Source organism: Gluconobacter aidae (assembly GCF_009547075.1).
GTDB lineage: Bacteria > Pseudomonadota > Alphaproteobacteria > Acetobacterales > Acetobacteraceae > Gluconobacter > Gluconobacter aidae.
In genome coordinates, this window is record NZ_WIPH01000001.1 from 70,964 (window position 1) to 96,732 (window position 25,769).

Annotated in this window: 25 protein-coding genes, 1 tRNA gene and 1 other RNA gene; 14 read left to right on the plus strand and 13 right to left on the minus strand. The window is 60.1% G+C overall.

Going from position 1 to position 25,769, the window contains the following annotated elements; all coding sequences use genetic code 11:
• Window positions 1-226 precede the first annotated feature (226 nt).
• Window positions 227-645: RNase P RNA component class A (rnpB, locus tag GFJ39_RS00350), an RNA gene on the minus strand.
• Between the two features lie 75 nt (window positions 646-720).
• Here rnpB and GFJ39_RS00355 point away from each other — a divergent pair.
• Entirely contained in the window at window positions 721-1,734 is a 1,014-nt protein-coding gene (locus GFJ39_RS00355; protein ID WP_153429067.1) for an alpha/beta hydrolase, read from the plus strand.
• Between the two features lie 6 nt (window positions 1,735-1,740).
• Here GFJ39_RS00355 and GFJ39_RS00360 read toward each other — a convergent pair whose 3' ends face one another.
• Together GFJ39_RS00360 and zwf are read right to left on the minus strand one after the other, a co-directional pair.
• A complete protein-coding gene (locus GFJ39_RS00360) occupies window positions 1,741-2,211 on the minus strand; it encodes a hypothetical protein (protein ID WP_194285242.1) in 471 nt (156 codons plus the stop codon).
• Window positions 2,212-2,217: 6 nt separating this feature from the next.
• The gene (zwf, locus tag GFJ39_RS00365) at window positions 2,218-3,687 is read right to left on the minus strand and encodes a glucose-6-phosphate dehydrogenase (protein ID WP_153429068.1); all 1,470 of its coding nucleotides are present in this window, start codon (window positions 3,685-3,687) and stop codon (window positions 2,218-2,220) included.
• Window positions 3,688-3,968: 281 nt separating this feature from the next.
• Here zwf and GFJ39_RS00370 point away from each other — a divergent pair, with 281 nt between their 5' ends.
• Window positions 3,969-4,235 (plus strand): DUF2312 domain-containing protein, encoded by a 267-nt coding sequence (locus tag GFJ39_RS00370; RefSeq protein ID WP_146863678.1) that lies wholly within the window; start codon window positions 3,969-3,971, stop codon window positions 4,233-4,235.
• A 69-nt stretch (window positions 4,236-4,304) separates the two neighbouring features.
• A complete protein-coding gene (locus tag GFJ39_RS00375; protein ID WP_153429069.1) occupies window positions 4,305-4,892 on the plus strand; it encodes a hypothetical protein in 588 nt (195 codons plus the stop codon).
• 24 nt (window positions 4,893-4,916) lie between these two features.
• Here the strand turns inward: GFJ39_RS00375 and proB are convergent, their stop codons facing one another.
• The 4 genes from proB to rplU all read right to left on the minus strand — a co-directional run bounded on the left by proB (window position 4,917) and on the right by rplU (window position 7,775).
• Complete coding sequence (proB, locus tag GFJ39_RS00380; protein ID WP_153429070.1) at window positions 4,917-6,053, minus strand: glutamate 5-kinase; 1,137 nt, start codon at window positions 6,051-6,053, stop codon at window positions 4,917-4,919.
• Window positions 6,050-7,060, minus strand: a complete 1,011-nt coding sequence (gene obgE / locus GFJ39_RS00385; RefSeq protein ID WP_153429071.1) for a GTPase ObgE — start codon at window positions 7,058-7,060, stop codon at window positions 6,050-6,052. The genes proB and obgE overlap by 4 nt, the downstream gene beginning before the upstream one ends.
• 100 nt (window positions 7,061-7,160) lie before the next feature.
• Entirely contained in the window at window positions 7,161-7,427 is a 267-nt protein-coding gene (rpmA, locus tag GFJ39_RS00390) for a 50S ribosomal protein L27 (RefSeq protein ID WP_008851550.1), read from the minus strand.
• A gap of 33 nt (window positions 7,428-7,460) precedes the next feature.
• The gene (gene rplU, locus GFJ39_RS00395; protein ID WP_011251736.1) at window positions 7,461-7,775 is read right to left on the minus strand and encodes a 50S ribosomal protein L21; all 315 of its coding nucleotides are present in this window, start codon (window positions 7,773-7,775) and stop codon (window positions 7,461-7,463) included.
• A 291-nt stretch (window positions 7,776-8,066) separates the two neighbouring features.
• On the opposite strand from rplU, the gene GFJ39_RS00400 reads away from it, so the two are divergent.
• Window positions 8,067-8,156: transfer RNA gene (locus GFJ39_RS00400), tRNA-Ser, on the plus strand.
• Window positions 8,157-8,221: 65 nt separating this feature from the next.
• On the opposite strand, the gene GFJ39_RS00405 is transcribed toward GFJ39_RS00400, so the two are convergent.
• Complete coding sequence (locus GFJ39_RS00405) at window positions 8,222-9,511, minus strand: chloride channel protein (protein ID WP_153429072.1); 1,290 nt, start codon at window positions 9,509-9,511, stop codon at window positions 8,222-8,224.
• A 222-nt stretch (window positions 9,512-9,733) separates the two neighbouring features.
• Between GFJ39_RS00405 and GFJ39_RS00410 the strand changes: the two genes are divergently transcribed.
• Window positions 9,734-10,417: a YoaK family protein gene (locus GFJ39_RS00410; protein WP_153429073.1), complete on the plus strand. Its 684-nt coding sequence runs from the start codon at window positions 9,734-9,736 to the stop codon at window positions 10,415-10,417.
• A gap of 14 nt (window positions 10,418-10,431) precedes the next feature.
• Here GFJ39_RS00410 and GFJ39_RS00415 read toward each other — a convergent pair whose 3' ends face one another.
• Window positions 10,432-11,328 (minus strand): LysR family transcriptional regulator, encoded by an 897-nt coding sequence (locus tag GFJ39_RS00415; protein ID WP_153429074.1) that lies wholly within the window; start codon window positions 11,326-11,328, stop codon window positions 10,432-10,434.
• Between the two features lie 456 nt (window positions 11,329-11,784).
• On the opposite strand from GFJ39_RS00415, the gene GFJ39_RS00420 reads away from it, so the two are divergent.
• The gene (locus GFJ39_RS00420; protein ID WP_153429075.1) at window positions 11,785-12,462 is read left to right on the plus strand and encodes a peroxiredoxin-like family protein; all 678 of its coding nucleotides are present in this window, start codon (window positions 11,785-11,787) and stop codon (window positions 12,460-12,462) included.
• 255 nt (window positions 12,463-12,717) lie between these two features.
• Here the strand turns inward: GFJ39_RS00420 and GFJ39_RS00425 are convergent, their stop codons facing one another.
• Both GFJ39_RS00425 and GFJ39_RS00430 read right to left on the minus strand, forming a co-directional pair.
• Entirely contained in the window at window positions 12,718-14,961 is a 2,244-nt protein-coding gene (locus GFJ39_RS00425) for an FUSC family protein (protein ID WP_153429076.1), read from the minus strand.
• A gap of 27 nt (window positions 14,962-14,988) precedes the next feature.
• The gene (locus GFJ39_RS00430; protein WP_153429077.1) at window positions 14,989-16,254 is read right to left on the minus strand and encodes a UdgX family uracil-DNA binding protein; all 1,266 of its coding nucleotides are present in this window, start codon (window positions 16,252-16,254) and stop codon (window positions 14,989-14,991) included.
• Between the two features lie 196 nt (window positions 16,255-16,450).
• On the opposite strand from GFJ39_RS00430, the gene GFJ39_RS00435 reads away from it, so the two are divergent.
• The 3 genes from GFJ39_RS00435 to GFJ39_RS00445 all read left to right on the plus strand — a co-directional run bounded on the left by GFJ39_RS00435 (window position 16,451) and on the right by GFJ39_RS00445 (window position 18,300).
• Window positions 16,451-16,918 carry a MucR family transcriptional regulator gene (locus GFJ39_RS00435; protein WP_153429078.1) on the plus strand — a complete coding sequence of 156 codons (468 nt, stop codon included), beginning with the start codon at window positions 16,451-16,453 and terminating at the stop codon, window positions 16,916-16,918.
• Window positions 16,919-17,009: 91 nt separating this feature from the next.
• The gene (sppA, locus tag GFJ39_RS00440) at window positions 17,010-17,954 is read left to right on the plus strand and encodes a signal peptide peptidase SppA (protein WP_407645847.1); all 945 of its coding nucleotides are present in this window, start codon (window positions 17,010-17,012) and stop codon (window positions 17,952-17,954) included.
• Between the two features lie 40 nt (window positions 17,955-17,994).
• Window positions 17,995-18,300, plus strand: a complete 306-nt coding sequence (locus GFJ39_RS00445) for an integration host factor subunit beta (RefSeq protein ID WP_011251731.1) — start codon at window positions 17,995-17,997, stop codon at window positions 18,298-18,300.
• Between the two features lie 453 nt (window positions 18,301-18,753).
• Here the strand turns inward: GFJ39_RS00445 and GFJ39_RS00455 are convergent, their stop codons facing one another.
• Together GFJ39_RS00455 and trxB are read right to left on the minus strand one after the other, a co-directional pair.
• Window positions 18,754-19,653, minus strand: a complete 900-nt coding sequence (locus GFJ39_RS00455; protein ID WP_153429185.1) for a LysR family transcriptional regulator — start codon at window positions 19,651-19,653, stop codon at window positions 18,754-18,756.
• A gap of 118 nt (window positions 19,654-19,771) precedes the next feature.
• Window positions 19,772-20,746 carry a thioredoxin-disulfide reductase gene (gene trxB, locus GFJ39_RS00460; protein WP_153429081.1) on the minus strand — a complete coding sequence of 325 codons (975 nt, stop codon included), beginning with the start codon at window positions 20,744-20,746 and terminating at the stop codon, window positions 19,772-19,774.
• Between the two features lie 98 nt (window positions 20,747-20,844).
• Here trxB and GFJ39_RS00465 point away from each other — a divergent pair, with 98 nt between their 5' ends.
• The 5 genes from GFJ39_RS00465 to motA are packed head-to-tail and all read left to right on the plus strand — an operon-like array spanning window position 20,845 to window position 25,729.
• On the plus strand, window positions 20,845-21,327 hold the full coding sequence (locus GFJ39_RS00465; RefSeq protein ID WP_153429082.1) for an Lrp/AsnC family transcriptional regulator: 483 nt from the start codon (window positions 20,845-20,847) through the stop codon (window positions 21,325-21,327).
• An 11-nt stretch (window positions 21,328-21,338) separates the two neighbouring features.
• Window positions 21,339-22,445, plus strand: a complete 1,107-nt coding sequence (locus GFJ39_RS00470) for a glycosyltransferase (RefSeq protein WP_153429083.1) — start codon at window positions 21,339-21,341, stop codon at window positions 22,443-22,445.
• A gap of 4 nt (window positions 22,446-22,449) precedes the next feature.
• Window positions 22,450-23,850 (plus strand): ArnT family glycosyltransferase, encoded by a 1,401-nt coding sequence (locus tag GFJ39_RS00475; protein WP_228391718.1) that lies wholly within the window; start codon window positions 22,450-22,452, stop codon window positions 23,848-23,850.
• A 50-nt stretch (window positions 23,851-23,900) separates the two neighbouring features.
• Window positions 23,901-24,836, plus strand: coding sequence for a flagellar motor protein MotB (locus tag GFJ39_RS00480; RefSeq protein WP_153429084.1), 936 nt, complete (start codon window positions 23,901-23,903; stop codon window positions 24,834-24,836).
• 26 nt (window positions 24,837-24,862) lie between these two features.
• Window positions 24,863-25,729: a flagellar motor stator protein MotA gene (gene motA, locus GFJ39_RS00485; protein WP_153429085.1), complete on the plus strand. Its 867-nt coding sequence runs from the start codon at window positions 24,863-24,865 to the stop codon at window positions 25,727-25,729.
• Window positions 25,730-25,769 lie beyond the last annotated feature (40 nt).

Genomic DNA, 25,769 nt, shown 5'->3' on the forward strand with positions numbered 1-25,769 from the left:
TGACTGGGATATCATGGGATTTCATGGGACGTCAAACGGATTTCGTCAGAAAACCGCAGAAAACCGCGATATTTTCAAAGTCAGAAATGTGACGGGATTTTTTGCTTTTTATTAGGAATTATCAGGGATAATCGCATACGCTGATTTATACCTGCCGTTATTTGTTCTGTTTTTGTTCTTCTTTGGCGAGGGGAACAATTACTGGGAAGAACGGATTTTTCCAACAGGTGCCAGACGGCCTGTAAGCCGGGTTCTGTCCGTCCGAAGGCGGGACGATCATTCCTCTGGGACCTGCATTGCTGCAGGCCTCACGCAACCAACCCGAACGACGGGGCGAGAAACCCCCGGTTTCCTTGCGGAAACCTGCCGTTCCTATTCGGTCTTGCTCCCGGTAGGGTTTACCATGACCATCGCCGTTGCCGGAGATGCGGTGCGCTCTTGCCGCACCGTTTCGCCCTTACCCGCAACATGTTCCCCGGCGAATGAACGCGTGGGGCACAGTCCGGCGGGCGGTCTGTTTTCTGTGGCACTGTCCCTGGGGTCGCCCCCGCCGGCAATTAGCCGGTACCGTCTTCCCATGGAGCCCGGACTTTCCTCCCTGTATGCGATCCTCATCGCACACACAGCGATCGTCCAGCCGTCTGGCGGCGCAGACACTGCTCCGGGACGCCTGCGGGGTCAAGGGCAGACTTTTGGGCATGATCCCGGCATAATGGTGAAATGCGCCCGACCCTGACATTACGGATCTTCCTGTCCTGGCTGGCCCGGCAGAGCCGCAGACGTGGCGTTACGCCGCGCATGATCGCGCTGGACGAGATCCCGCCCATTCCCGCCGCGCCACCCGCCGCGCCGATCCTGAAGCAGATCCGGCGTGTCACGGGGCGCCCGAGTTTTCCTGTCGCCCTGTCTTCGCTGCGGATCCGCCGATGGCGTGATATCCGTGTACCCGGAGCCGATGGCTTCCGCACCGCGCGCCTTTACCGGCCGCGCGGAAAGGTCCGGGGTGTCGTTCTCTTTCTGCATGGTGGCGGATTCGTTCATTGCGATCTGGTCTCCCATCACGGGATCTGCTGCCGCCTTGCCGCCGCATCCGGCGCGATGGTGGTTTCGCTGGATTACCGTCTCGCGCCCGAGCACCGCTTTCCGGCAGGGCTGGAGGATGCCAAAGCCGCGTTGGACTGGATTTTGCGGACCGTTGGAGCGGATGTGCCAGTCGCGGTTGCGGGAGACAGTGCAGGGGGCAACATGTCCGCGGCGCTCACGCAGTGGATGCGGGAAAAGGGCCTCCGTCCGCTGAGCGCGCAGCTTCTTTATTACCCGGCTCTGAGCGGTCCGTTCGTTCCGCCTTCACGTCAGGCCTATGCCGAGGGCTACATGCTGAGCGCGGAACTTCTGTACTGGTATTGCGGCCAGACGCTGCGCAGTCCCGAGCAGCTTTTCGATCCGGCGTTTTCGCCTCTTCTGGCGGAGCGGTTCCAGGATCTTCCGCCGGCCATGATCGTGACCGCGGGTTTTGATCCGCTCAGGGGAGAAGGCGAACTCTATGCCCGCTGTCTTGACGAGGCAGGCGTTCCGGTTCGGCTGAAGAACTTTCCACGCATGATTCATGGTTTCCTGAACGGCTATGCGCTGTTCCGGGACGGGCGTCAGGCGTTGCGGGAAGGGGGGATGTTCCTGCGCGAGGTCTTTGCGCGGGAAAAAGGCGGAGACTGTCAACAGGCTCCGCCTTCCTGAGATGCCTTACAGAGGCAGGTTGTGGAACGCGCCGGGCGTTCCCGCATCTGTCTGTACGGTCCGCTCCGAGCGGTTGATCTTCAGGCTGAACAGTTTTTCTGCCGAAGCTGTCGTCCCGGGGCAGCCATTGCCGTGCCGTCCCAGGACATCCATCGTCGGTGTGTTGTCCGAAGCATCGCCGCTGACTACGAAAACAAGGCAGTTACGCGGCAGGTCCGTCAGGTTGTCTTTCACCACGGCCAGACGGAGATGTTCCACCAGGGCCGTATTGTCGAACCAGCTCAGCTTGCTGAACGTGATCTTGTCGTAGGACATGTCCAGCACCCCGGTCCGGACCGCTATGAACATCAGCAGAAAGGCCGGGATGACCACCAGAAGCCGCCGCAGGAGGAGCTGTTTTAAGCTGCGGGGCTGCCGGCGCGTGCCCCGGCCCGGAATACGGCCCAGGCGGGGTGTTGCGCTTTTATCGTCACTCAAATGTGGTTACTCCGACGCTTCATGCCAGGCGTCGCCATGTTCGGCGAGCAGTTGGGTCGCTTGTTCCGGCCCATAGGAGCCTGCACTGTAGCTTTGCATGGGCACCTTGCCGTGTTTCCAGGCATCGAGGATCGGCTCGGCCCAGCGCCATGCGGCCTCGACTTCGTCGCGGCGGATGAACAGGACCGGATCACCCCGTACGGCATCGAGAAGCAGCCGCTCATAAGAATCCGGGAAGGGCAGACCGCCTTCCATCCGGATGGAGGCATCAAGATCTGCCGGGTGCAGGTTGAACACATCCAGGGCGGGGTTCTTGACATTCAGGCGCAGGTCCACGCCTTCATTGGGCTGGATACGCAAAACCAGCCTGTTGCTGGCCGGGGTGGCGCCAAACATGGTGGTCGCGGCCGGGCGGAATGTCACGACGATTTCGCTGACTTTCCTGCCGGAACGCTTGGCCGTGCGGATGTAGAACGGCACGTTCTTCCAGCGCGGCGTGTCTACCCAGGCGCGGATCGCGGCATAGGTTTCTGTCGCGCTGGGCTTGCCGAGCTCTTCAAGATAGCCCCGGACGTTCTTGCCATCAACCACGCCTGCCGTGTACTGCGCGCGCACCGTCTCGGTGGCGGCTGTGGCATCCGTGATGGGGCGCAGGGCGTTCAGGACGGCCAGCTTGGCGTTGCGGACGGCATCGGCCTCGAGGGAATCGGGGGCTTCCATCGCAACCAGACACAGCACCTGGAGCAGGTGGTTCTGGATCATGTCGCGAAGCGCGCCGGAGGTGTCGTAATAGGCCGCGCGACCTTCGACGCCCACGGTCTCGACCGCCGTGATCTGCACGCTCTCGATATGCTCGCCGGACCAGGCGGCGTTTATGAGCGGGTTTGCAAAACGCAGAGCGAGGACGTTCTGGACCGTTTCTTTCCCGAGATAATGATCGATCCGGTAGATCTGCTTTTCCGGAAAATACTGGCCGACTCCGTCATTGATGGCGGTTGCGGTGGCCATGTTCGTGCCGATCGGCTTTTCGAGAACGACTCGCGAGGTGGGCGTGATCAGCCCGTAGCGGTTCAGGTTCTCGCAGATGCCGCCGTAAAGCTGCGGGGCCGTCGCGAAATAGTAGACGCGCACCCGGTCGGGCTGGGCCTTGGCCAACAGGGACTTCAGGACGTCCCACTGCGGCCCCTCGCGGCTGCTGTCCAGCGTCACGTAATCGAGACGGGCGAGGAAGCGCTCGACCAGTCCGGGGCTCAGGATGTCTGAAGGAAGGAACCGTTCAAGGGCGTCTCGGGCCCGCGCGGCGTAGGCTTCTCGATCCAGCTCCGTGCGGGCGGCTCCGATGATGCACGCATCATCTGGAATCTGGCCCATCCGAAAACGGTTGTAGAGCGCGGGCAGCAGCTTGCGCATCGTGAGATCGCCAGTGGCGCCGAAGATGATATAGTCGAAAGGCTCGACCTGCTGGAAATGTTCCATGGAAGACTCTCTGACCTCTCGAACCCGCAGACCGGGAAAAAAGGGTTAGGGTTCAGGCCTTTTCAGGCATCGTCTAGTTCCCTGTCAGCACCCTTCCTGTCAAGGGATGGGTCCTGCACGACCTCGGGAGAAAAGCTTCCCCATCTTCACGCGTTCATGAAACGTGCACATAATTCCGTTGACCGTCCGACCCTCATCACGATAAGCCGCGCGGCGGATGCTGTGTTCGTGCAGCGCCGGAAGATACAGCCAAGACTTACGCCTCAGGAAGGAAACCGGACATGGATGCAGAAAGCAGAAGCGAAGGCGCTGCCACCGGCGGGATCGCTGCGGATCGTCTGCGCTCCATCATTGAGCGCGTCGAGCGTCTGGAAGAGGAGCGCAAGGCTCTGGCCGGCGACATCAAGGATATTTTTTCCGAAGCCAAGTCCGCCGGATTTGACGTGAAAGTCATCAAGCAGATCATCCGTCTGCGCAAGCAGGAGCCGGCCGAGATCGAGGAGCAGGAGACTCTGCTCGATATCTATCGCCGCGCCCTTGGTATGTAATTGCGGGGCATGTAATTCCGGTCTCCGGATACCCGAACGCGCCACCTTCAGACTGGACCGGGCCTCCTTATGATGTCTGATTTTTCATGGCTGCCGGGCTGGGCCTTCGGGTGTCTGGCCGTGGTGGCCGCCCTTTTTGCGCTGGCGCTGCTCTGCATGCCCTTCGCCGTCTTCGGCACCAAGCCGAGGTTGCAGGACCTGGAGTTCCAGATCGCGGAACTGCGGGCGGAACTGCGGGCGCTCAACATGCGGCTGGCCGTTTCGACACGGCCTGACAGTCTGCCTGCCGGACAGACTGCTGAGGCTGTTGAACCGCGTGCGGTTCATTCAGCCCCAACCCTGCCGGATGAGGATTATCTCATGCCGGCGCGAAGCCTGCGTTCCGATCTGCCATCCTATGAGGATGGTCCGGGAGGAGGGGATCCTGAAACCCTGCCGCGTCGCCGGCAGTCCTCCCAATCCGTTCTGCGGGAGGAGATGTCCGACGTCTCCGAGCGTGCCTGGGCCAGGGCCCCATGGGAAAAGGATGTCTCGACGACGGGGCGCCAGCCTCTTGGTCGCAGCATGGACAGGACGCAGGGCAACAGACCGGTCGCCGGGGAAGACGCCTACCGGCCCCGCTCGGAGCCCAAGCTCCGCTGGCCGCCCAGAGACTAGCCAGCGGCGCGCAGGACCGATTGGTCAGGGAAGATCGAGCGCCAGATCATCCCGATGGATCAGGGCATCACGTCCGCGATATCCCAGAAGCTGTTCCATCTCGCCGGAACGGTGGCCGATCAGCTTCTGGCTCTCTTCGGAATCGTAAGCGATCAGACCGCGCCCGATAATGCTGCCGTCAGCGTCACGGATGAGCACGAGATCGCCACGCCCAAAACTGCCCTCAAGGCCGGTCACGCCTGCTGGCAGGAGGGATGCGCCTTCCTCAAGAGCGCGACGGGCGCCGGCATCGATCGTCAGTGCCCCCCTGGGCTGAAGGCTTCCACCGATCCAGCGCTTGCGGGCGGATCCGGCATCGGTCTGTGCCATGAACCATGTGCACAGACCGCCATTCTGAAGTCTGCGGAGCGGATGATGCCCCTGTCCGGCCGCGATCACCATGTTCGCACCCGCGCGGGTCGCAATCCTGGCCGCAAGGAGTTTCGTGCGCATTCCGCCAGACGAATAACCCGGTGGCGGCTCACCTCCCATCGCCATGATCTCGTCCGTCATCTGTTCGACAACGGGAATATGCCGCGCGGATGGGTTCTGTCGTGGGTCCGCCGTATAAAGCCCGTCGATGTCAGACAGCAGGAGCAGACAGTCGGCCCCGGTCATCTGGGCCACACGCGCGCCCAGGCGGTCATTGTCGCCGAAGCGGATCTCGCCGGTCGCGATGGCGTCGTTTTCGTTGATGACGGGCACGCAGCCCAGATCGAGCAGGGTCTGGAGCGTGGCGCGCGCGTTGAGGTGGCGCTCACGGTTTTCTGTATCGTCCGGGGTCAGCAGAAGCTGGGCCGCGACCAGATCATGGCCGGCGAGGGCCGCGCTCCAGCCCTGTGCCAGTCCGATCTGGCCGACACTGGCCATGGCCTGCTTTTCATCTAGCCGCAGACGGCGGGATGTCAGGCCGAGGCGATGCCGCGCTAGGGAAATCGCGCCCGAGGACACGACGATGACTTCCGCTCCCCGGGAACGCAGGTCGGCGATATCCGCGCAGACGCTCTGTAGCCATTCAAGACGGAGGCTTGCCTTCGCGGAATCGACCAGAAGTGCACTTCCGATCTTGATGACGATCCGGCGGGCCTGCGCCAGACGAGGAGCAGAAGCCGGAGCGGTCATCCCTGACGGTCCCTTTTCGCAGCGGTCACGCGATCCTGAAGCAGGCGGAGCAGTTCGGGCAGACCCTCCTGCGTTGCGCCGGACAGTAGCATCACTTCCGCGCCAGAAGCTTTTGCCAGAGCCCGCTTCTTGGCGGAACGCTGGGTGGGGGTGAGGGAATCGCACTTGTTCAGGACGATGATTTCCGGCTTGGCCGCAAGCTCGGGATCATAGGCTTCCAGTTCCTTGCGGATCAGGCGCCAGTGTTTGACGACCTGGCTTTCCGTACCGTCGATCAGATGCAGCAGTGTCGCGCAGCGCTCCACATGCCCGAGGAAGCGGTCCCCAAGCCCGGCGCCTTCGCTCGCCCCTTCGATCAGTCCGGGAATATCGGCGATCACGAACTCTTCCGTATTGTTCAGCCGCACCACGCCGAGCTGCGGATGCAGGGTCGTGAACGGATAATCGGCAATCTTGGGACGCGCCCGGGAGGCGACGGAGAGCAGGGTGGATTTGCCCGCATTGGGTAGACCCACGAGGCCGATATCGGCGATCAGCTTCAGGCGCAGCCATACCCAGCGCTCTTCGCCCGGCCAGCCCTTGTCGGCCCGGCGTGGCGCACGGTTGGTGCTGCTCTTGAAATGGGTATTGCCAAGCCCGCCATCGCCGCCACGGCACAGCAGGACTTCCTTGCCCTCGGCATCAAGATCGGCCAGCAGGGTCTCGCGGTCTTCGTCAAAGATCTGTGTGCCGACCGGTACATTGATGGTGACATTCGCAGCCGCGGCACCTGTCCGGTTGGAGCCTGCGCCATTGCCGCCCTTGCGGGCCTTGAAATGCTGCGTGTAGCGGAAATCGATCAGCGTGTTCAGGCCGGGAACCGCACGGAAGATAATGTCGCCACCGCGGCCGCCATCACCGCCGTCCGGACCGCCGAACTCGATGTATTTCTCGCGCCGGAATGCGATCACGCCGTCCCCGCCGTCACCGGAACGTACATAGATCTTGGCCTGGTCGAGAAACTTCATCGTATTGTCCGCAAGAAAAGGTGAGGGGCGTTTTATACGCAAAAAGGCCGGTCCCGAACAGGACCGGCCCCTTCCGCTCGCGCTGGAAAACGCGGGCTGCTTATTCAGCAGCTTCCGGCAGCGCCACGGAAACGTGGACGCGGCCTTCTGCGCGGCGCTGGAACTTCACATGACCGTCCACCAGAGCGAACAGCGTGTGGTCGCGGCCGATACCGACATTGGCGCCAGCCTTCATCTTCGTGCCGCGCTGGCGGACGATGATGTTGCCTGCGATGACGCTTTCGCCACCGAACTTCTTGACGCCCAGACGACGACCTGCGCTGTCGCGTCCGTTACGGCTCGAACCGCCTGCCTTTTTTTGTGCCATGGCTGTTTATCCTTACCTGGAGTGTCGGGCCGATCAGGCCGCGTTGATCGCGTTGATGCGCAGGACGGTCACCGGCTGACGGTGGCCGTTCTTGCGGCGGCTGTTCTGACGGCGACGCTTCTTGAAGATGATCACCTTCGGCAAACGATCCTGAGCAACCACGGTTGCCGTCACGGTTGCGCCAGCGACCAGCGGTGCGCCAACGGTCAGGGTGCCTTCGCCACCAACCATCAGGACGTCGGTGAAGGTGATGGTGCTGCCGGCTTCAGCTTCGAGCTTCTCGACCTTGAGGATGCTTTCGGGAGCAACGCGATACTGCTTGCCGCCGGTGCGGATGACTGCGTACATTCTGGAAACTCTCTCTGTTCCGATCTCGTGGCCGCTTCTGCCGGGTTTACCCGATCTGGCGCGACCCAGTCGCTTTTTGTCGTTGGTTCCATGCCGCCCCAATAAGAATTGGAACACGGAACAGCCGCGGTCGATACAGATATGAAGGCTTCCAGTCAATCAGAAACGGCGAAAAAACCCTCCCTGGTGCATCTTTCTCTCAGGAACAGCCTCGGGCCCTCTTGCAATGTCCGAAAAACCCCGTCATAAGCCCCTCCGTCGATCAGGTTCAGCGCAAAAGCAGAGCCGTACGGAGAGGTGCCAGAGTGGTCGATTGGGGCGGTCTCGAAAACCGTTGTGCCTTCGCGGGTACCGTGGGTTCGAATCCCACCCTCTCCGCCAAAAACTGCCATTCCTGAGCTGTTTTTCCTCTACGCATTCCGCAAGTTCGGGTGGGTAGATTGCCCTCAAGGGGCAGCTTCCGGTTTTGCGGGCAGGGGCTTTGGCAGCCTGGCAGGTTTGTCCATCGTTTCCAGAAATCTGTCAGCCAAAGCGGTATAAAGGGGTTGAGGGCATACAATCCGGGAGACACCAAACGCCAGAAAGGCTGTTGCCAGAAGTGCAAGTGTCACCTGCTGATTATCGCAGATTTCCATGACGATAATCGTTGCTGTCAACGGCGATTGAGCAACACCACAGAAATAGGCGACTGTCCCCAGCAGTACGACTGCACCGGGGGGCGTGTGCGGCAGGAACTGCTCGATCCATCCTCCGATACCCGCGCCGATTGCAAGAGAAGGTGCGAACATTCCCCCAGGAATCCCCGAACAGTACGAGACCAGCATTGAGAGATATTTCAGGATAAAGAACGAGGCGGGGTAGTGGTCAGTCCCTGCAAAAATTGCCTGCGCCTGCACATAACCCGTTCCGTAAGTATTGCCTTTGGAGATCAGGCCGATCACGGCGGTCAGCAGCCCGCACAGTGCTGAGAACATGACCGGGCGCTGTTTGACCAGTTGGCCGACAGATCCTGGTAAGCCTTTGGAGATCCTGATGACCAGTGCGGCAAAGCTCCCCCCGGCCAGACCACCGACAATGCCACAAACGAGAACGGCGATCCACGCCGTCCCAACCGGGATGTTGACGTCGGCATGACCAAAATAGGTATAATTCCCCATAAGAGTGATAGCGGTGACGCCTGAGATCACAACGATCGTTAAAGTGCGCCCCGAGGCTTTCTGCTCAAAAGAGTGAGAAAGTTCCTCAATGGCAAAGACAATCCCAGCCAGAGGCGTGTTGAACGCCGCGGCCATTCCAGCGGCACCCCCCGCCAGAATCATGCTGCGTTTGGACGCGATATTGGACTGTCCGAGCAGCCGGGAAAAGCCATGCATGATGGATGCCCCGATCTGCACGCTTGGGCCTTCGCGTCCGATGGACGCTCCGCAGACGAGGCCAAGGCAGGTCAGAATGATTTTCCCGGCAGCAATCCGCAACGTGAGAATACGGTCAACAACGTCGTAGTTTCCCATGTGGAGGGTGGCGATTGTCTGGGGAATTCCTGATCCCTGCGATCCCTTGAAAAGTGTTCGCGTCATCCAGGTAATGAAGGCGAAGCCTGCGGGTGCGAGAACAAGCATGGCCCAGGGATGCCACGTCACGAAGCGCGTCCGCACCTCCGCGCACTGATCGCCAAGCCTGGCGAAGAAAACGGCTGTCAGACCAACGAGGACGGCACCGATCCAGTAAAGGCTCATCCTGCGCCAGCGTGTCGTTCTGGCTCGCGCTGTTCGTCTGAGGTGGTGGATTCTGTCCTTGTGATGAGGAGATGGTTTCACAGGAGCAGAAGGCGCATCAGACACAGAGAACGTCCATAGCAGTACAAGCAACTTCATCAGCCATCATGACGACGACTGGGAAACTGGAATAAGAGTGTCGTGCCAGATTTTCCTGGACCGGGTCAAATATCGGAACTGTTGATGTCGTTTTCTCTTATGCCGCTTGTAGTCTCTGGCCGCCGAGTCTTCATTCTCGGCCTTGTGGCAGGGTATGTGGATGCTCTGAGCTTCGTGGATCTCGGGGGCGTCTTCGCGGGGGCGATGACTGGAAACACCACGCATATGGGCGCGTCATTCGTGCAGGGAAACTGGCCTCATGGTTTTCTGCTCGTTGGTGCGCTGGCCATTTTCTTTGCCAGTGCGGTCCTGACCAGCCTGGCGCGCCTTCTCTGGCTTCCGGCTTATGGCATTATGTTCATGACAATCCTGATGGTGCTGGCACAGGCGGCCCATTCATCTCCGTACCGATACTGGGGCGAGTTCCTGATTCTTCCGGCTCTACTGGCTGTACAGGGAGAAACCATTGCGAAATTTTCCGGCACACCGATGCCGACAATTGTCATTACAACCAATCTTCTGAAGGCAGCATCGGGTGTTGCGACCTGGATGGCTGCAAAACTGGCACCCTCCCGAATAACGACTCCGCTTTCAGGCAGTATTCTTCTGCCGGGGCTCTCCTTCCTGTCTTTTTTCGTCGGGGCAGTCATGGCAGCGCTCGGGTTGGCTGTGCATGGCAGTTTCCCGTTTCTCTGGCCCCTGCCATTTCTGGGTCTTCTCTACTGGGATGTCTGGAAAACAGAGCGTGACGGGCGTTACGAGGACTGAGAGGAGCCGTTCGCTTATATGTGGAGCCTGTCTGCTGTCTTCATGATGCTTTCCACAAAATCCGCGAACTGACGGGCCTTGGCGGTCATCATCCGGCCCGCGGGAAAGACGGCCCACAGATCGATCGACGGCAGGGACCATGCATCAAGAACACGAACGACGGCTCCATTTTCAATCTCTGGCGCGAACATCCAGTCGGACGCGATGGTCAGTCCCATATTTGCCAGAACGGCGGCCCTGAGCCCTTCCGCGGCGTTGACCTTAAGTCGTCCGCTGACAGAGACCGACACCGCGGCACCCTCTCGCAGAAAAGACCATGAGCTTGGCAGCTGGCTGTAAATGATCGCTTCATGGTTCGCCAGATCTGCCGGAGAACGCGGCGTTCCAGTCCGCTTGAGATAGGCAGGCGTGGCGAGGACAGAGCGTCGTCCTGTTGCGATCTTTCGGGCGACGGCCGTGGAATCGGCGAGCGTGCCCATCCGCAGGGAAATATCGATGCCTTCCGCCACAAGATCGATCATCCGGTCATCAAGAATGATCTCGACCGTCAACTGAGGATGATCCGCCAGAAACCGGGGGAGCTCTGGAATGATGTGCAGTCTTGCAAATGTTGTTGCCGCTGAAATCCGCAAGCGGCCTGACAGACCTGCACCAGCTCCCTTTGCGGCAAGCTCCGCTTCATCGGCCTCCTGAATGGCGTTTCGTGCCCGCTCGTAAAAGCTCTGTCCGGCCTCGGTCGGCGTCAGGCCATGCGTGGAACGAATGAGCAGACTGACCTGAAGGCGTGCCTCAAGCTGCGCGATGGTCTTGGACACCGCCGGCTGCCCCACGCCAAGCTGCCGCGCGGCGGCCGAGAATGAGCCGGTATCGACCACGCGGATGAATGTGGCCATTGCCTGATAACGGTCCATGATATTCCTCCGGGGAATGATCCTTATCGCCTCAGGAGCACTGTCCTGTCGAGTATGAAAGGAGCATCTCTTGTGCATCACCCCGGACAGGCCGGGTTGTGAAGGAGACCGGAAATGTTCGGTTCATTCATGCGCGCCGCGTCTGGGCCGCTCGTTACAGACAGTTTTCTGACTTTTTATCTGACAGGCAGTCTGCCGCATGTTGCCTCCCTTCTTGCAGGGCGTGTCATTTCTGAACTGTCGGAATGTCTGCGACACAGCCTGGCGCGTTCTTCATGCGATTGCATAGCTCTTCTACGGTGGCGCGGCACACGGATGAACGGGGTTTTGTGAGCCAGAATCCCAGACTGACGGATATTCCGATCTGGAATGACCAATAGTCCTTCAGACCATCACCTCCGAAAACACCAACGACCCTAACATCAGGCGTCGCACTATTTTTTAAAGGAAATAACCATGTCTCTTCAGGCAAAACTCGACGCTTTCAAAGCTGACTTCGAAGCGGGCAAGCCGCCTTACAATGTTCCTGATTCAGTGATTCAGGTTATGCACCGTGCAACGGCTGAACTGGTCGCCGCGGGTGCAGCGGAAAAGGTGCTTAAAGCTGGCGACAAAGCTCCGGCTTTCATTTTGAACGATCCGGAGGGCAATCCGGTGGTCTCTGCCGAGCTTCTGGCAAAAGGCCCGCTGGTCATCAGCTTCTATCGTGGTGTGTGGTGCCCTTACTGCAACATGGAGCTTCAGGCTCTTGAGGCTGCGCTTCCGTCTTTCCGCGAACTCGGCGCAAACCTGATTGCCATCTCACCGCAGACGGCCGTGAACAGCCGCAAGTCGGTCCGTCAGAATCATCTCGATTTCCCGATCCTGTCAGATCCGCATAATGACGTTGCAGCAGCATTCGGTCTGCGGTTCGTCCTGCCGGACTATCTCGTGGATCTCTATACCAACCTGAAAAACGATCTTCCGTCTTTTAATGGCGATGACAGCTGGACACTGCCAATGCCTGGCCGTTTCGTCATCGGCCAGGACGGCGTGATCCTCTATGCCGAGGTTAATCCGGACTATACCCGACGTCCGGAGCCGGAAGACATGCTGCCGGCACTTCGGAAAGCAACATACGCTTCGGCAGACTAATTATTAGCCTTCTGGTGTCCGGATATGGCCCTGTCGGCTCCTGGTTCAGGGGCATCCCGGTCGCCACCAGGCAAAAATTGCGGTGTTGCGGGCTGAAACAGGCATGGCTTTCGAAGCGATTCCAATGGCAAGGTTTCTGCTCTCATGGATACGGATGGTCCACGGGGCAGCAGTCCCGCAATTCTGTTCGATTCCATGGCCATCCTTTTCTATCTGGCTGAGACATTCGGAATCGTTATTCCCAAGGATATCGCTTCAGCCTTGGCCGGAATTGAGCAGGCGGCTGTTTTTCTCGCCGCGGAATGGCTTGCTGGCATCGAGGAAATCCTCGTTCGTCCGCATCGTATAAGCGATCACGACGAGATAGGTGATGGCGCGCGTCAACTCGAGGCGCGTCACCAGATCCGTTTCCTGGGCATCGAGAACACGTAGGCGCCTGACCGCCGCCTCCGCGATACGGGCCGCCTTGTCATGCCGCTTCGTGGACTGTTCCACGTAGTGCAGAACCAGAAGGATCGGGCGGCGGGCGCTTTCGGGCAGATATTCACGGTCGAGCAGTGTGCGCAGCCGGATGACGTTCAGGCCCAGTGTCAGGGTGGCCAGCGTCCCGAGGATACAGGCTTCGATCAGCGGGGCGGGGGTCGGGCCGGCATGGCGGATCAGACGGGCAAAGCGGTCCGTGTTACGGCCGATCCAGACGCTGATGCGCGGTGTATATCCCGGATGGGCCAGATGCTGCAATTCTCCCAGCATGATCCGCCGCAGACGAAAACGCTCGGCATCGCTGCTGAATGGCAGCACGCTCCGGAAGACGATGACACTGACGGCCACCGCCAGAACGGTTGCCATATTCCCGTTGTAAAAGGCAATTTCATTCATGACGTGATGGTTCTCGAGCCCCAGCATGGCTGGAAGCAAAAGACCATAAGCCGCTGAGCCACCAGCCGTGGCGGGATTCCCTTTTGCCAGGCCGCCGAGAAACATTGCCGGCCCCAGAAAGAGCGTCAGCGTCTCGAACGTCGTGACTTTCGGCATGAGTACGAAAACCAGGATCCAGGCCACGATGTAGGCCGCGACGGCTCCCTTGAGAAACTCGGTTGTGCCAAGAACCGGGTTTTCCTTGGTCGCGAACAGTCCACAGACCAGCGTCGTAATGGCGATAAAGCCAAGCCCGTTCGGCCAGGCGGTGACTTCATAGATATAGGCCGTGATCAGAACAGCACAGGCACCGCGCAGGCCGTTATGCACCGCTTCACGGGTGTCGCGATGGGTTTCAAGCTGGAAATGGAAATGATCGCCTTTGATGCGATGCGTACTGGCCTCGTATTCCTTGATGGCCTGCTCCAGATCTCCCAGAAGTTCGCCCAGGGAGACGAACAGGATGCGTTCATCCAGCCTGTCTTCCTGCATTTCCTGACCTTCGTCGGTCTGGTCAAAAGGTTCGAGGCCGGGAATGGGTTCAAGGTCCGAGCGGATGTCGCTCTCACGATGAGGCGCGGCGTAGAGACGGCAGATGTCGCGAAAGTGCTGAAGATCCGCAAGCAGGGCAGGCACGGCATTCTGGTTCGGCAGGCGCTGCGGGAACTGCTTGAGGAAGGCAAGGATTTCGTCAGCGGTTTTCGTGAACGCCGGATGGTTGTGGTTGAGCACCTGAAGGCGCATGGCCATGCCGAAACCGCGGGACAGAAGGGCGGAAACCGCTGCGAGGGCCGCTCGCGCGTGATCGCCTTCATGGCCATGAGGCCCCATTTCGACTTCCGCGAACTCGATCTGGTCATTGATCGTCAGAATCGTCCCGAACTGCCGCCGTGCGGCATTCAGTGCGCCGCGTTCCTCGCCCAGAAGGCTGCATAATGTGGTGGTGACGAGGACCAGGGCGGATTCAAGCTTCTGCCGAAGCTGTGCCCTGGCATGTCTTTCCTGGCTCGTCGCGAAAATGAGCCCCATGAAGGCTTCGCACAGCACGCCGAGCACGATGTATGTGCCGCGCGACATTGCGACCATGAAGACATTGTCGGGATTGGATGCGGCGCCCATGCAGATGATCGAACAGGTATATCCTGCAAGAACAAGGGCATAGGAGCGAAAGTTACTGACGAATGTCGCAAATCCACTGCACAGGCCGATCCACAGGGCGATCATGGGGAAGAACATCCATGGGGCCTGTGGAGCGGCTGCCATGATGGTGATGGCTGCTATGGCCCCACTGACGGTGCCGACGATACGCCATTTTGCCTTGGACTGGCTTTCGCCCCGGCTGGTCTGCGCAACGGCCCAGACGGTCATGGCAGCCCAGGCTGGATCGTCCAGTTCCATCCAGAACGCGATCCCAACCGCCAGACAGGCCGCAATGGTGTTGCGCAGGGCAAACGTGACGGAGGAGGGGCTGGGTGCATACAGCCACGAGAAAAAGGGACGCGCGCGCGGCCGCAAAGGTGCAGGCCGTGTGGTCGTGTTATCCGGAGTCGGTTGTCCCGAGGATATGGTGCTGCCACTCATTGCGTGCGTTTCTTAACCCTAACAGCATTATCCGGCGAGAGCGGAAATTGCCATTCTGAGATCGGTTACAAATTTTGTATATTCGCGTGTCTTCGACTCCTCATCGGGGAGACGCAGCAGATAAGACGGGTGTACGGTTACCAGTCCGATACTTCCGTCCGCGAGTGGAATATGTCTTGAACGTTCACGCGACACTGTCACCTGACGCCCGAGAACAGCGCTCGCACCTGTAACGCCCAGCATCACAGTCACTTTCGGGGCCAGAATCTTGCGTTCTGTTGCCAGCCATGGAGAACAGGCGGTTATTTCTGCCGCGTCCGGTTTCTGGTGGATACGACGGTTTCCCTTCGGCACAAACTTGAAATGTTTAACGGCATTGGTGATCCATGCCTGCGCCCGGTTTCCTCCTGCTTCTTTCAGGGCCCGGTCGAACAGTTGCCCCGCCGGTCCCACGAATGGCCGTCCCTGAAGGTCTTCCTGATCCCCCGGCTGTTCGCCAACAAAGATGATCCTGGCCGCCGGATTGCCTTCTCCGGAAACGGTTCGTGTTGCGGGCCCGCAGAGGTCGCACATCCGGCAGTCGATCGCCTTTCCGCGAAGGCCGGGCAGAGAAGAAGAGGAGGCGATATCGGTGGCATCAGGATGCAGCCGGACCGGAGCAATTCCATGCCACCAGACATTGCCGGCACCGGCGGTTGCAATATTGCGGGCAGCTGCGATGACTTCGGAAGAGTTGGAAATATCGCCTTCAAGCCCCGGACCGAAAAGATATTCCTGACCATTCCAGCACAGTGTCCGCTCGGGCGCCGTTATGACCCAGGGCGCGGGGCGCAGGTCTGCAAGCGCGGCCGCCTGACTGTCGATGAGGGCAGATGCATGGAAGGTGCGGACCACCTGCCAGTCAGGGTTACGTGCGTCCGGCATCTGGCAACGCAGGTCAAGCACACGCTTTCGGCTCTCGGTTGCGAGTCCGGTGAGTCGTTCTGCAAGTTCATCCGGAACAGGCAGGTTATCACGCAGGGTCTGAAGTGTAATATAAAGTAACCGGAACCGCTCGGGTGCCTCGGATACGAACACGGCAGGGAAGAGAGCCGCGAGAGACCGGGGAACGCTGGTCGTCGAAGGAGCTGCGGGAAGAACACGTGTGGCAGAAGGGGCGTAAAGATCCGCGGGATTCTTTACGATCCACCGTATAGAATCGGCTGCTACTCTCTCGTGAAGCAGTTTCCGCGCCCAGGCGCGCCAGCCGGAAAAATCGCTTGTCGTTGAGAGCACAACAGTTTCGCGGTTCATGTCATTACCCCCAGTTGTAATCTGCAAGACTGAATACTCCGGGAAAGGCGCCTGCTTTTTGTTTGCGGGTTATTTTGATATGATGATAATCATGAGTCGGCAAAGGCGCGTGCCAAATATTTCTATGCCGCATTTACCTGACCCTTTACAGGCGTTATGGAACTGAAAAAACATTAGAGCAGAGGGGTGAATTATCATGTCCGAAGACACTTCCAGTACAGGTCTCCTGGAACTTACTGCCAAAATCGTTGCTGCCCAGGCATCCCGTGGAACACTTGAAGCAGAAGCACTGCCCGCCCTGATCCGCCAGGTATATGACGCCCTTGCCATGGCCGGAGTTCCCGAGGAAGAGCCCCAGTCCGAGCGTCCGCAGCCGGCGGTCCCCATCAAACGCTCCGTTTTTCCTGACTACATCATCTGTCTTGAAGACGGCAAAAAACTGAAAATGCTCAAACGTCACCTTCAGAGCGCTTATGATATGACACCGGAACAGTATCGGGAACGGTGGGGTCTTCCCTCGGACTACCCTCTGGTGGCTCCCAACTATGCCCAGCGTCGCTCTGCGCTGGCGCGCGAGATTGGCCTTGGACGCAAGATCAGTGCCGCAACCGGTGAAGGCAAGAAAGAGAGTGCCCGCGGACGCCGGACCAAAAAGGAAGACTGAGGACCGTCAGGACAGGGTGGTGGGAGGCTTTCAGGTGGGAGCGGTATCGCCGCCCCGGTCCTCTTGAGACGACAGAGACAGGAGCGGTCCCATCAACGCTGAACTGAATGCTTTTCTGGCGGCGCAGCTAAAGTACCGGCAACTGCTGGTCTGGCGTGTCGGGGCTCTTGTTGCATTTTTCGGCGCCGTGATTATTTCGGTGTCAGGTCATGGTGGTGCGGTGAGTGCGAATTCCATTCACCGGCCCCATATCGTCCGGTTGGCCATTACCGGAATCGTCCGGAACGACGTCTCCCAGACCGTAAAGGCTCTGACAAAGGCCCGGGAGGCTTCGGATGTGACGGGGCTTCTGCTTGTGGTGGACAGTCCGGGCGGCGGTGTCACGGGAGGAGAACGCCTGCACGAGGCCGTCAAGCGCTTTGCCGCTGTCAAGCCCGTCGCTGTGTCAATGGGGGATATGGGGGCGTCCGCCGCCTATATGCTGTCTGTGCCCGCGCAACATATCGTGGCATTGCCCTCTACGCTGACCGGTTCGATCGGCGTTCTTTTCCAGCGTCCCGATGTTTCGGCAGGGCTGGGGCGTCTGGGCATTGGCATGGATGCCATCACGTCCGGCGCCATGAAGGATCAGACCGATCCCACCAGTGCCCTCACGCCTGAAGGCCGCCAGATGCTGCAAGGGCTGGTGAATGACCTGTTCGGCCAGTTTGTCTCGATGGTCGCCGAAGGGCGCCATCTGACCGAGGAAAAAGTCCGCTCCCTGGCGGATGGCCGGGCCTATACGGGCCGTCAGGCGATTGCCCTGGGCCTGGTGGACGAACTTGGCGATGAAGATGCGGCCCGGCTCTGGCTCCGGAAACAGCTTAAGATCGGCAATACATCTTATCCCGTGGTGCCGCTGATCCCCGAGCACTCGCGATACTGGTATCAATGGCCCGGCAAAAAGGCGCTTCTGAAGGGCCTGCTGGGGGGAGCTTTCTCAAGCGTGATCGATCGCGAAGGCCTTGACGGCGCCGTTGCGATTTTGCAACTCTGATGGCTCGTTTCAGAAGGCGGAGTCAGGTGGAACTGCTGTCATGACCCGATCCGAACTTATCGCCGAACTGGCGGCCGCATACCCGCATCTTCTTACCCGCGATATCGAACGTATTGTCCATGCGGTCTTTGACGAGATCGGTGCCGCGCTTGCGCGGGGAGACCGGGTCGAACTGCGGGGCTTTGGAGCATTTCTTCCCCGGGAACGGGCGGCCAGGACGGGGCGCAATCCCCGGACCGGCGATGTCGTGCCGGTGGAGGAAAAAAGCGTCCCTTTCTTCAAGGTGGGCAAGGAACTCAGGGAACGCGTCAACCAGCGCCTCTCTACCCGCAAAAACGGTGACTGAACGGGCTGTGTCCGTGCTGCATCAGGCGTGTTCAAGGAACGCCATGCTTAAAGCCCGGGGCTGGTTCGAAGGGCCGGTTCCGCTGTATTGTAAGACCATGAAACCTGTCCCGCATTTTCTGGTTGTGTCTGTCTGGGCTGTCAGCCTGTGCCTGACGGGAGGATCTCTTCTGACCCCTTCAGCCGCTCTGGCTCACGGAGTATTGAAATCTCCGGCCAGGACATCGCCGCATCACACAGCCAGATCCCGTTCGGCGCAGGTGACAATCTGTTACCGGATGGCATCTGGCGTCATTGTGCTGGAACAGATGCCCAACAGCGCCCGGCATCTCGGGCGGGGAAGCGGGTTTGCCCCGATCGGGGAAGCCGTCTTCCGCTCCCGCCACCGGCTGCATGCCTGTCCGGGAGCACATGGACGCCGGGGATAGAGGACGGTTCTTTTCCCGGCTTTGCCCTACTCGTGTCCCTTGAGGTTACTGATTTCTGAAAGAAGGAAATCCCGGAACACGGCGATCCGCTTGGACGTCCGCAGTTCTTCCGGATAGACGAAATAGGCCTCCACCAGTGGGACCTGCTGGTTCGGCAGTATCCTGACAAGTTCCGGATAGCCCGTAGCGGCATAAAGGGGCAGGGAGCCGATCCCCGTTCCGGCCGCAATGGCATTTGCAACTGCGGAAATATTGTTGATCGCCAGTCGTCGGCTTCCCTGACGGGCAACGCCTTCCTGCCGTAGCAGGTCCAGCAGCCAGTTCACGTTGGGAAGCGGCAGATGCCAGCCCGCAAAGCTTATGATCTGGTGGCTGGCAAGGTCCTCCAGCGAATACGGAGTGCCGTTGCGCTCAAGATACTCGGCGCTGGCATAGATCGGCATGGGAAAGTTCGCGAGATGACGCTGGACCAGATCCGGCTGTGTCGGCGGATGGAGCCTGATCGCAACATCGGCCTCCCGCATTCCCAGATCCAGATCCGCATCCTCAAGCAGGAGCGTGACTTCGATATCGGGATGCAGTTCCAAAAACCGGTTCAGACGCGGAGAAAGCCAGGACAGACCAAAGCCGGTCGTGGTGGTGATCTTGATCTTGCCGGCCGCCCGTTCCTTGCTTTCGCTCAGGAAAGCCTGGGTGAGGGCCAGTTTCGAGAAGACTTCCCGCACTGTACGGTTCAGGACATCACCCTGTTCCGTCAGGATCAGTCCACGCGCATGCCGATGGAACAGCGGCACGCGCAGGACATCTTCAAGCGCAGAAATCTGGCGCGATACTGCCGACTGACTCAGTCCCAGCCGGTCGCCGGCATGGGTGAAGGACCCAGCTTCCGCCACGGCATGAAAAATCCGCAGCTTGTCCCAGTCCATCTGGTTTTCTCCCCGTTCGCCGATGCGACGGTCTTCGTCCTTCTTGCCCATACGTCCCGGCGTTATCCGTCAAGATATGTCGTTGAATGGACGAAACTGTCTGAACCGCAGGCAAGGGTCAAGTTTTTGTCATGGCAGGTATGCCAGAAAGATATCGTTCCGCCTCCAGCGCCGCCATGCAGCCCGTTCCGGCTGCCGTCACGGCCTGCCGGAAAATCCGGTCCTGAATGTCACCGGCTGCGAACACGCCTTTGACAGATGTCTCGGTTCCGCTGCTTTCCGTCAGGATATATCCGTCGCTGTCACAGGCTACTTCATGCCGGAACGGCCCGGCATTGGGTGTATGACCAATGGCCACGAACACACCGTCCACATCCAGCTTTGAAAGAGCGCCCGTCTGCGTGTCCTTCAGGGCCACGCCGCAGACGACTTCCGGCTCACCCGAGCCCAGGATTTCCTCGACGGCCTGGTTCCAGTGAACTTCGATCTTCGGATTGGAGAACAGGCGCTCCTGCAGGATGCGCTCGGCCCGCAGGCTGTCGCGGCGATGGATCAGATGCACCTTGTCCGCGTGATGCGTCAGGTACAGCCCTTCCTCGACCGCCGTATTGCCGCCGCCGATCACGGCGACCGTCTTGCCGCGATAGAAGAAACCGTCACAGGTCGCACAGGCTGAAACGCCGCCGCGCTGAAGACGCTTCTCCGATTCGAGACCGAGCCATTTGGCCTGGGCCCCGGTGGCGATCACAACCGTGCGTGCCCGGAACTCGTCTCCCGAGTCTCCGACCAGCCGGAAATATCCGTCCGGCCCCGGCCCATTCTTCAGATCGGCCCGTACGATCAGGTCATAAACCAGCTGCGTCCCGACGTGCTCTGCCTGCGCGCGCATCTGCTCCATCAGCCAGGGACCCTGCACAGGAGTCGCAAAGCCGGGATAGTTTTCAACATCCGTCGTGATGGTGAGCTGACCGCCGGGCTGCATCCCGGTGACGAGAATCGGCTTGAGGCTCGCGCGGGCCGCGTAGATCGCAGCAGTGTAGCCAGCGGGGCCGGCGCCAACGACCAGCAGATCCGTATGATGGATTTCAGGCATGATGGGTCCTCAATGGGTATCTGGTCCCCCATATAAAGACTTCCGACGCATCTGCCATCTTTGCGGATCATGTCACCTGCCATATACGTCAGAGTGAAATGAACGTACCTCCGCACTCCGCACCGATTGAACTGGACGCCATCGACCGGCAGATCATTGCCGAACTCCAGGCCGATGGACGCATGACCAACGTGGAACTTGCCCGTCGGACCGGCATTTCCGCGCCGCCTTGCCTGCGACGTGTCCGGCGGCTCGAAGAACTGGGGATCATCAAGGGCTATCACGCGGAAGTGGATGCGGCCCTGCTTGGCTGGTCCTTGAATTTCTACGCCCTGATCGGCCTCGAGAGCCAGAAAGGCAGCGTGCTGGAAGCCTTTGAGGCGCAGGTCGGCGCCTGGCCCGAAACGCGGGAATGTCACATGATCCGTGGCGGCGGCGATTTCCTCGTGCGCCTTGTCGCCCGCGACGCCGCTCACCAGAACGCCCTGACGCGCCTGCTGACCGACAGCCCGCATGTCGTCCGCGTCCAGACCCTCCAGACCATCCATACAAGCCGTGATCTCGCCGGCGTGCCGATCTGACGGCTGACCCCATGACCGCCTCGCGGCTGCTGCCTCTTCCGGCCGAACTGAGCGTCATCGTCCCGTGTTACAACGAGGTCGCCAATGTGGCGCCCATGGTCGCCGCACTGGACAGCGCCCTCGAAGGCCGGAAATGGGAAGTCATCTTCGTCGATGACAGTTCTTTGGACGGCACGGCGGCCGAGGTCTCCCGCATTGCACGTCTGGACCCGCGGGTCCGGGTGCTGTGCCGAGTGGGGCGTCGTGGCCTGTCATCCGCCGTAATCGAGGGAATTCTCTCATCAAGTGCCCCCTGGGTCGCGGTCATGGACGGTGATCTGCAGCACGATGAATCCGTCCTGCGCACCATGCTGGCCGAACTCCAGTCCGGCGCGGATATCGTCGTGGCGAGTCGGCATGTCGAAGGCGGAGACAGCGCCGGACTGGCAGGCCACTGGCGGCACATGCTCTCGGATGCGGGCATCCGGGCCGCGCAGGCCATCATGCCGCACCCGCTCAGTGATCCGATGAGCGGCTTTTTTGCCATGCGCCGCGATCTCTTTCACACATTGCTGCCCCGACTGTCCGGAACCGGCTTCAAGATCCTGCTCGATCTGGTGATGTCGGCACCCCGGACCGTGCGCATCATCGAGGTGCCCTTCGTCTTCCGTCCGCGACTGGCCGGCGAGAGCAAGCTCGATCTCGTGGTCCTGATCCAGTTTGCGACCATGCTGCTCGACAAGCTGACCCGCGGCTGGCTGCCCACGCGTTTCATGGCCTTTGCGGTGGTCGGGCTGATTGGCGTGGCCGTCAATGTGGCCGTCCTGAATCTGGCAGGCGCCTGCGGTCTGGGTTTTTCCTGGGCCCAACTGGCCGGAACCGCCGTCGCCATCCTGACGAACTTCATGCTCAACAACCGCTTCACCTATCATGACCGTCGTCTGAAAGGGGTGAAGCTTTGGCGGGGGCTGGTCATTTTCATTGCCGTCTGCTCGCTGGGTGCGATCGCCAATATCGGTATTGCCCGCATGATGCTGAACAGCGCCGGCCATGGCCACTGGGACCGTTCCTCCGCTGCCGGAGCCGTCGTCGGTGTTGTCTGGAACTACGCGGTCTCCTCCACGCTCGTCTGGCGCTGATATCTTGAGTGATACGCCGCGCAAAATCCGGCTGTTCTGGGCACTTCTTGCCGTCCTGACCGTCATCCGGCTGCATCTGGCGGCCAATGTCCCGCTGACGCCCGACGAGGCCTATTACTGGGTCTGGTCCCGCAATCTTCAGCCGGGCTATCTGGATCATCCCTTCATGGTTGCCCTCTGGATCCGTGTCGGGACATGGATCGTGGGAGAGACGCCGCTGGGTGTCCGTCTGCTGGGGCCACTCTCCGTTCTGCCCGGGAGCTGGGCGCTTTATCACGCGGCCCGTCGTCTGCTGCCGTCCTGCTCATGGCCGACCTCCGGCCTTAAGGCTGCGCTGCTGCTCAATGCCACGCTCATGCTGGGTCTGGGCGCCGCCACCATGACGCCAGACACCCCCCTGCTGTTCTTCATCACGCTGTTTCTCTACACGCTCAGCCGTGCTGTCGATCCGGGGCTGAAACCGCGCGCCGCTCTTCCGTGGTGGATCGGTTCGGCTGTTCTTCTGGGGCTGGCTTTCGATTCAAAATACACCGCCGTCCTGATCGGTGCCGGACTGGGTAGCGCTGTCCTCACGACAGGACGCCTGCGTCGTCAGCCTGGTCCCTGGCTGGCCATTCCGGCCCTGTTCGTGGCGATGTCGCCCGTCATCCTGTGGAATGCGCATCACCACTGGGCCAGCTTCCTCAGACAGGGAGGCAGGGCAGGAGACTGGCATCCGGCCCGCGCCGTCCAGTTCATGGGCGAGCTGATCGGAGGGCAGATCGGCCTCGCCACGCCGCTCATTTTCGTTCTGTTCGCGGTCGGGTTCTGGGTCTGTCTCAAACGCAACCGCCTTCTGGCCTGGCTGGCTCTTGTGCCGATGGCCGTGTTTGTCACGCATGCCTTCGGGGACCGGGTCCAGCCAAACTGGCCGGCCGTGATCTATCCGGTCTTTGCCCTGGCTGCTCTTGAAACAGGCTGGCGCATCCGCTGGCCCGTCATCAGCGGGCTGGCCCTGACGCTCATTGTCTGCATTCAGGCCGTTTTTTCGCCGCTGCGCCTTGTTCCGCATCGGGATCCGGTGCTGCGCCTGACCGGCGGCTGGGAAACATTTTCCCGACAGCTCGCCCTGAAGGCCAAAGCCCAAGGCGCAACCGCGCTCGCCGCCGAGGATTACGCTCTCGCCTCAAGACTGGCATTCACGCAGAATATCCTGCCCGTAATCGGGACGGATCCACGCTGGCACCTTTTCCGCCTGCGCGCAGCAGTGAGCGCAAAAGCCGTCATGGTCGAGGAGCAGCGGCACGGCGCGGTTCCCGCAAAATCCGTGACACTGTGTCGGGAAGTCCGTGCTCAATCCATCCGCTGCTATACCGTAAGCCCGCCAGGTTTCACGACCGGTGTGCAGCTTCCCGAGCGTTCTTAAACCTCTCCTTAAGACCTTGCCCGCCATACTGGAGACACTCAGGAGGCGGGATGTCCAACCAGAACGGCAAAGAAGCTCGAAAGATCATCATCAAGCGTTTTGATGTGGTTGAAGGCGGTCATCACGGCGGGGCATGGAAAATTGCCTATGCCGATTTCGTAACGGCCATGATGGCATTCTTTCTGGTCATGTGGCTCATCAATGCCACGACGGAAGAGCAGCGCAAGGGTATCGCCAATTTCTTCAATCCGATGGCGGTCTGGAAGGATATGCCGCCACCGGTGGAGAATGTCCTGCCCGCGGCCCCGGAGCCGGTGTCTGCGGAGATGAAGCCGGTTGCCGTTAAGCCGGGAAAAGACCAGTACGGCAAGCCGCCCCAGGGAACAGCAGGCTCCCAGCAGGGGAAGAAGCAAACCCCGCCGGGCATGCATACGGCGCAGATCGTCGTTCTGCATGACAGCCAGATCCAGCCCGGCGAGCCCCCCGTTACGCCTTCCGCCCCAAAGGCCGAGCAGGAGGCCAGGGCTGCCGCGGCCCAGAAGATCCAGGCACTTATCAGCAATACGCCCGAACTGGCGGATGTCCGTTCCCAGGTTTCGGTCACGGTCGGTGATGACGGGCTGCATGTCCAGATCGCGGATTCCGATCATCAGCCGATGTTTGCCATGGGGCAGTCCTCGCCCAATCCTCATGCCGTCCAGCTGATCAAGGCGATTGTGCCGTATCTTGAGAAGCTTCACGGCAAGCTCTCCATCGCCGGATACACCGATGCCGCACCCTATCGCCCCGGGCAGATGAGCAACTGGAGCCTGTCGAGCGCGCGTGCGGTGGCCGTGCGGGATCTCGTTGTCCAGAGCGGCTTTCCGGACCGGCGGCTGAAATCGGTCAGCGGATATGCCGATCGCAATCTTTTTGATCCCACCCAGCCTCTCAATCCCCGGAACCGTCGCATCGTCCTGGTGCTGTCGCCCGATATTTCTCAATAAATTCAAGTCAGTCAGGAAATTTTCGGATGTTCATCATTATCGGTCTGGTCGTTGTTCTGGGCTGTGTTTTCGGATCATTTGTCGCGTCCGGCGGTGCTATCGGCCCGCTCGTCTCGTCAATGCCGTTCGAGCTTCTGACCATTCTGGGAGCCGCGGTTGGAACCTTCCTGATGGCCAACTCCCTTGGCGCCGTCAAACATCTTCCCGCCGGGGTCAAGAAGGCCATGAAAGGCTCCCAGTACGGCCGGGCGGATTACGTCGATCTTCTGAGCCTGCTGTTCCACATCGCGAAGCTGGCATCTTCCAAAGGGTTCATGGCGCTGGAATCCCATATCGAGGATCCGCAGGGCAGTACGGTTTTCGGTGCCTTTCCGAAAATCCGGGACAATCCCCATGTCTGTTCGTTCATCTGCGACTATCTGCGCATGGCGGGCATGAATGCCACTGATCCGTACCAGATGGATGAAGTGATGGGGAACGAACTCAAGAAGAACATGCGCGAGGAAATGCATCTTCCCCATGCGCTTCAGTCCGTTTCCGATGCGCTACCTGCTCTGGGCATTGTCGCGGCAGTTCTGGGCGTCATCAAGACCATGGCGTCCATCAGCAAGCCGCCGATCGTGCTTGGTGAAATGATTGCGGGTGCGCTGGTGGGAACATTCCTGGGTATTCTTCTGGCCTATGGAATTGTGGCTCCGATCGCGAGCCGGCTGGGGGGCGTGGTTGAGGAAGAGTCGTCCTATCTCGATCTCGTTCGCTCCGTCATCGTTGCACATCTTCAGGGCAATGCGCCGCAGGTCAGCGTTGAGATCGGGCGCAAAAGCATCCCTTCAGACCTGATGCCGAGCTTTCAGGAAGTCGAGGAAGCCGTCAGCGCAGCGGCTGTGGCCTGATCGGCCGGATGTCTTTACGATGTCGATATTGTCGGTATCG

Excerpts from the sequence above, each read along its gene's own strand:
- obgE (WP_153429071.1), bottom strand. The coding sequence starts at position 7,060 with ATGAAGTTTCTCGACCAGGCCAAGATCTATGTACGTTCCGGTGACGGC.
- GFJ39_RS00465 (WP_153429082.1), top strand. The coding sequence starts at position 20,845 with ATGAACGTACCTCCGCACTCCGCACCGATTGAACTGGACGCCATCGAC.
- GFJ39_RS00480 (WP_153429084.1), top strand. The coding sequence starts at position 23,901 with ATGTCCAACCAGAACGGCAAAGAAGCTCGAAAGATCATCATCAAGCGT.
- GFJ39_RS00425 (WP_153429076.1), bottom strand. The coding sequence starts at position 14,961 with ATGAGTGGCAGCACCATATCCTCGGGACAACCGACTCCGGATAACACG.
- rplU (WP_011251736.1), bottom strand. The coding sequence starts at position 7,775 with ATGTACGCAGTCATCCGCACCGGCGGCAAGCAGTATCGCGTTGCTCCC.
- GFJ39_RS00435 (WP_153429078.1), top strand. The coding sequence starts at position 16,451 with ATGTCCGAAGACACTTCCAGTACAGGTCTCCTGGAACTTACTGCCAAA.
- trxB (WP_153429081.1), bottom strand. The coding sequence starts at position 20,746 with ATGCCTGAAATCCATCATACGGATCTGCTGGTCGTTGGCGCCGGCCCC.
- GFJ39_RS00430 (WP_153429077.1), bottom strand. The coding sequence starts at position 16,254 with ATGAACCGCGAAACTGTTGTGCTCTCAACGACAAGCGATTTTTCCGGC.
- GFJ39_RS00355 (WP_153429067.1), top strand. The coding sequence starts at position 721 with ATGCGCCCGACCCTGACATTACGGATCTTCCTGTCCTGGCTGGCCCGG.
- GFJ39_RS00370 (WP_146863678.1), top strand. The coding sequence starts at position 3,969 with ATGGATGCAGAAAGCAGAAGCGAAGGCGCTGCCACCGGCGGGATCGCT.
- GFJ39_RS00375 (WP_153429069.1), top strand. The coding sequence starts at position 4,305 with ATGATGTCTGATTTTTCATGGCTGCCGGGCTGGGCCTTCGGGTGTCTG.
- zwf (WP_153429068.1), bottom strand. The coding sequence starts at position 3,687 with ATGGAACATTTCCAGCAGGTCGAGCCTTTCGACTATATCATCTTCGGC.
- rpmA (WP_008851550.1), bottom strand. The coding sequence starts at position 7,427 with ATGGCACAAAAAAAGGCAGGCGGTTCGAGCCGTAACGGACGCGACAGC.
- GFJ39_RS00470 (WP_153429083.1), top strand. The coding sequence starts at position 21,339 with ATGACCGCCTCGCGGCTGCTGCCTCTTCCGGCCGAACTGAGCGTCATC.
- GFJ39_RS00405 (WP_153429072.1), bottom strand. The coding sequence starts at position 9,511 with ATGAGCCTTTACTGGATCGGTGCCGTCCTCGTTGGTCTGACAGCCGTT.
- GFJ39_RS00410 (WP_153429073.1), top strand. The coding sequence starts at position 9,734 with ATGTCGTTTTCTCTTATGCCGCTTGTAGTCTCTGGCCGCCGAGTCTTC.
- proB (WP_153429070.1), bottom strand. The coding sequence starts at position 6,053 with ATGACCGCTCCGGCTTCTGCTCCTCGTCTGGCGCAGGCCCGCCGGATC.
- GFJ39_RS00415 (WP_153429074.1), bottom strand. The coding sequence starts at position 11,328 with ATGGACCGTTATCAGGCAATGGCCACATTCATCCGCGTGGTCGATACC.
- GFJ39_RS00445 (WP_011251731.1), top strand. The coding sequence starts at position 17,995 with ATGACCCGATCCGAACTTATCGCCGAACTGGCGGCCGCATACCCGCAT.
- GFJ39_RS00420 (WP_153429075.1), top strand. The coding sequence starts at position 11,785 with ATGTCTCTTCAGGCAAAACTCGACGCTTTCAAAGCTGACTTCGAAGCG.
- motA (WP_153429085.1), top strand. The coding sequence starts at position 24,863 with ATGTTCATCATTATCGGTCTGGTCGTTGTTCTGGGCTGTGTTTTCGGA.
- GFJ39_RS00455 (WP_153429185.1), bottom strand. The coding sequence starts at position 19,653 with ATGGACTGGGACAAGCTGCGGATTTTTCATGCCGTGGCGGAAGCTGGG.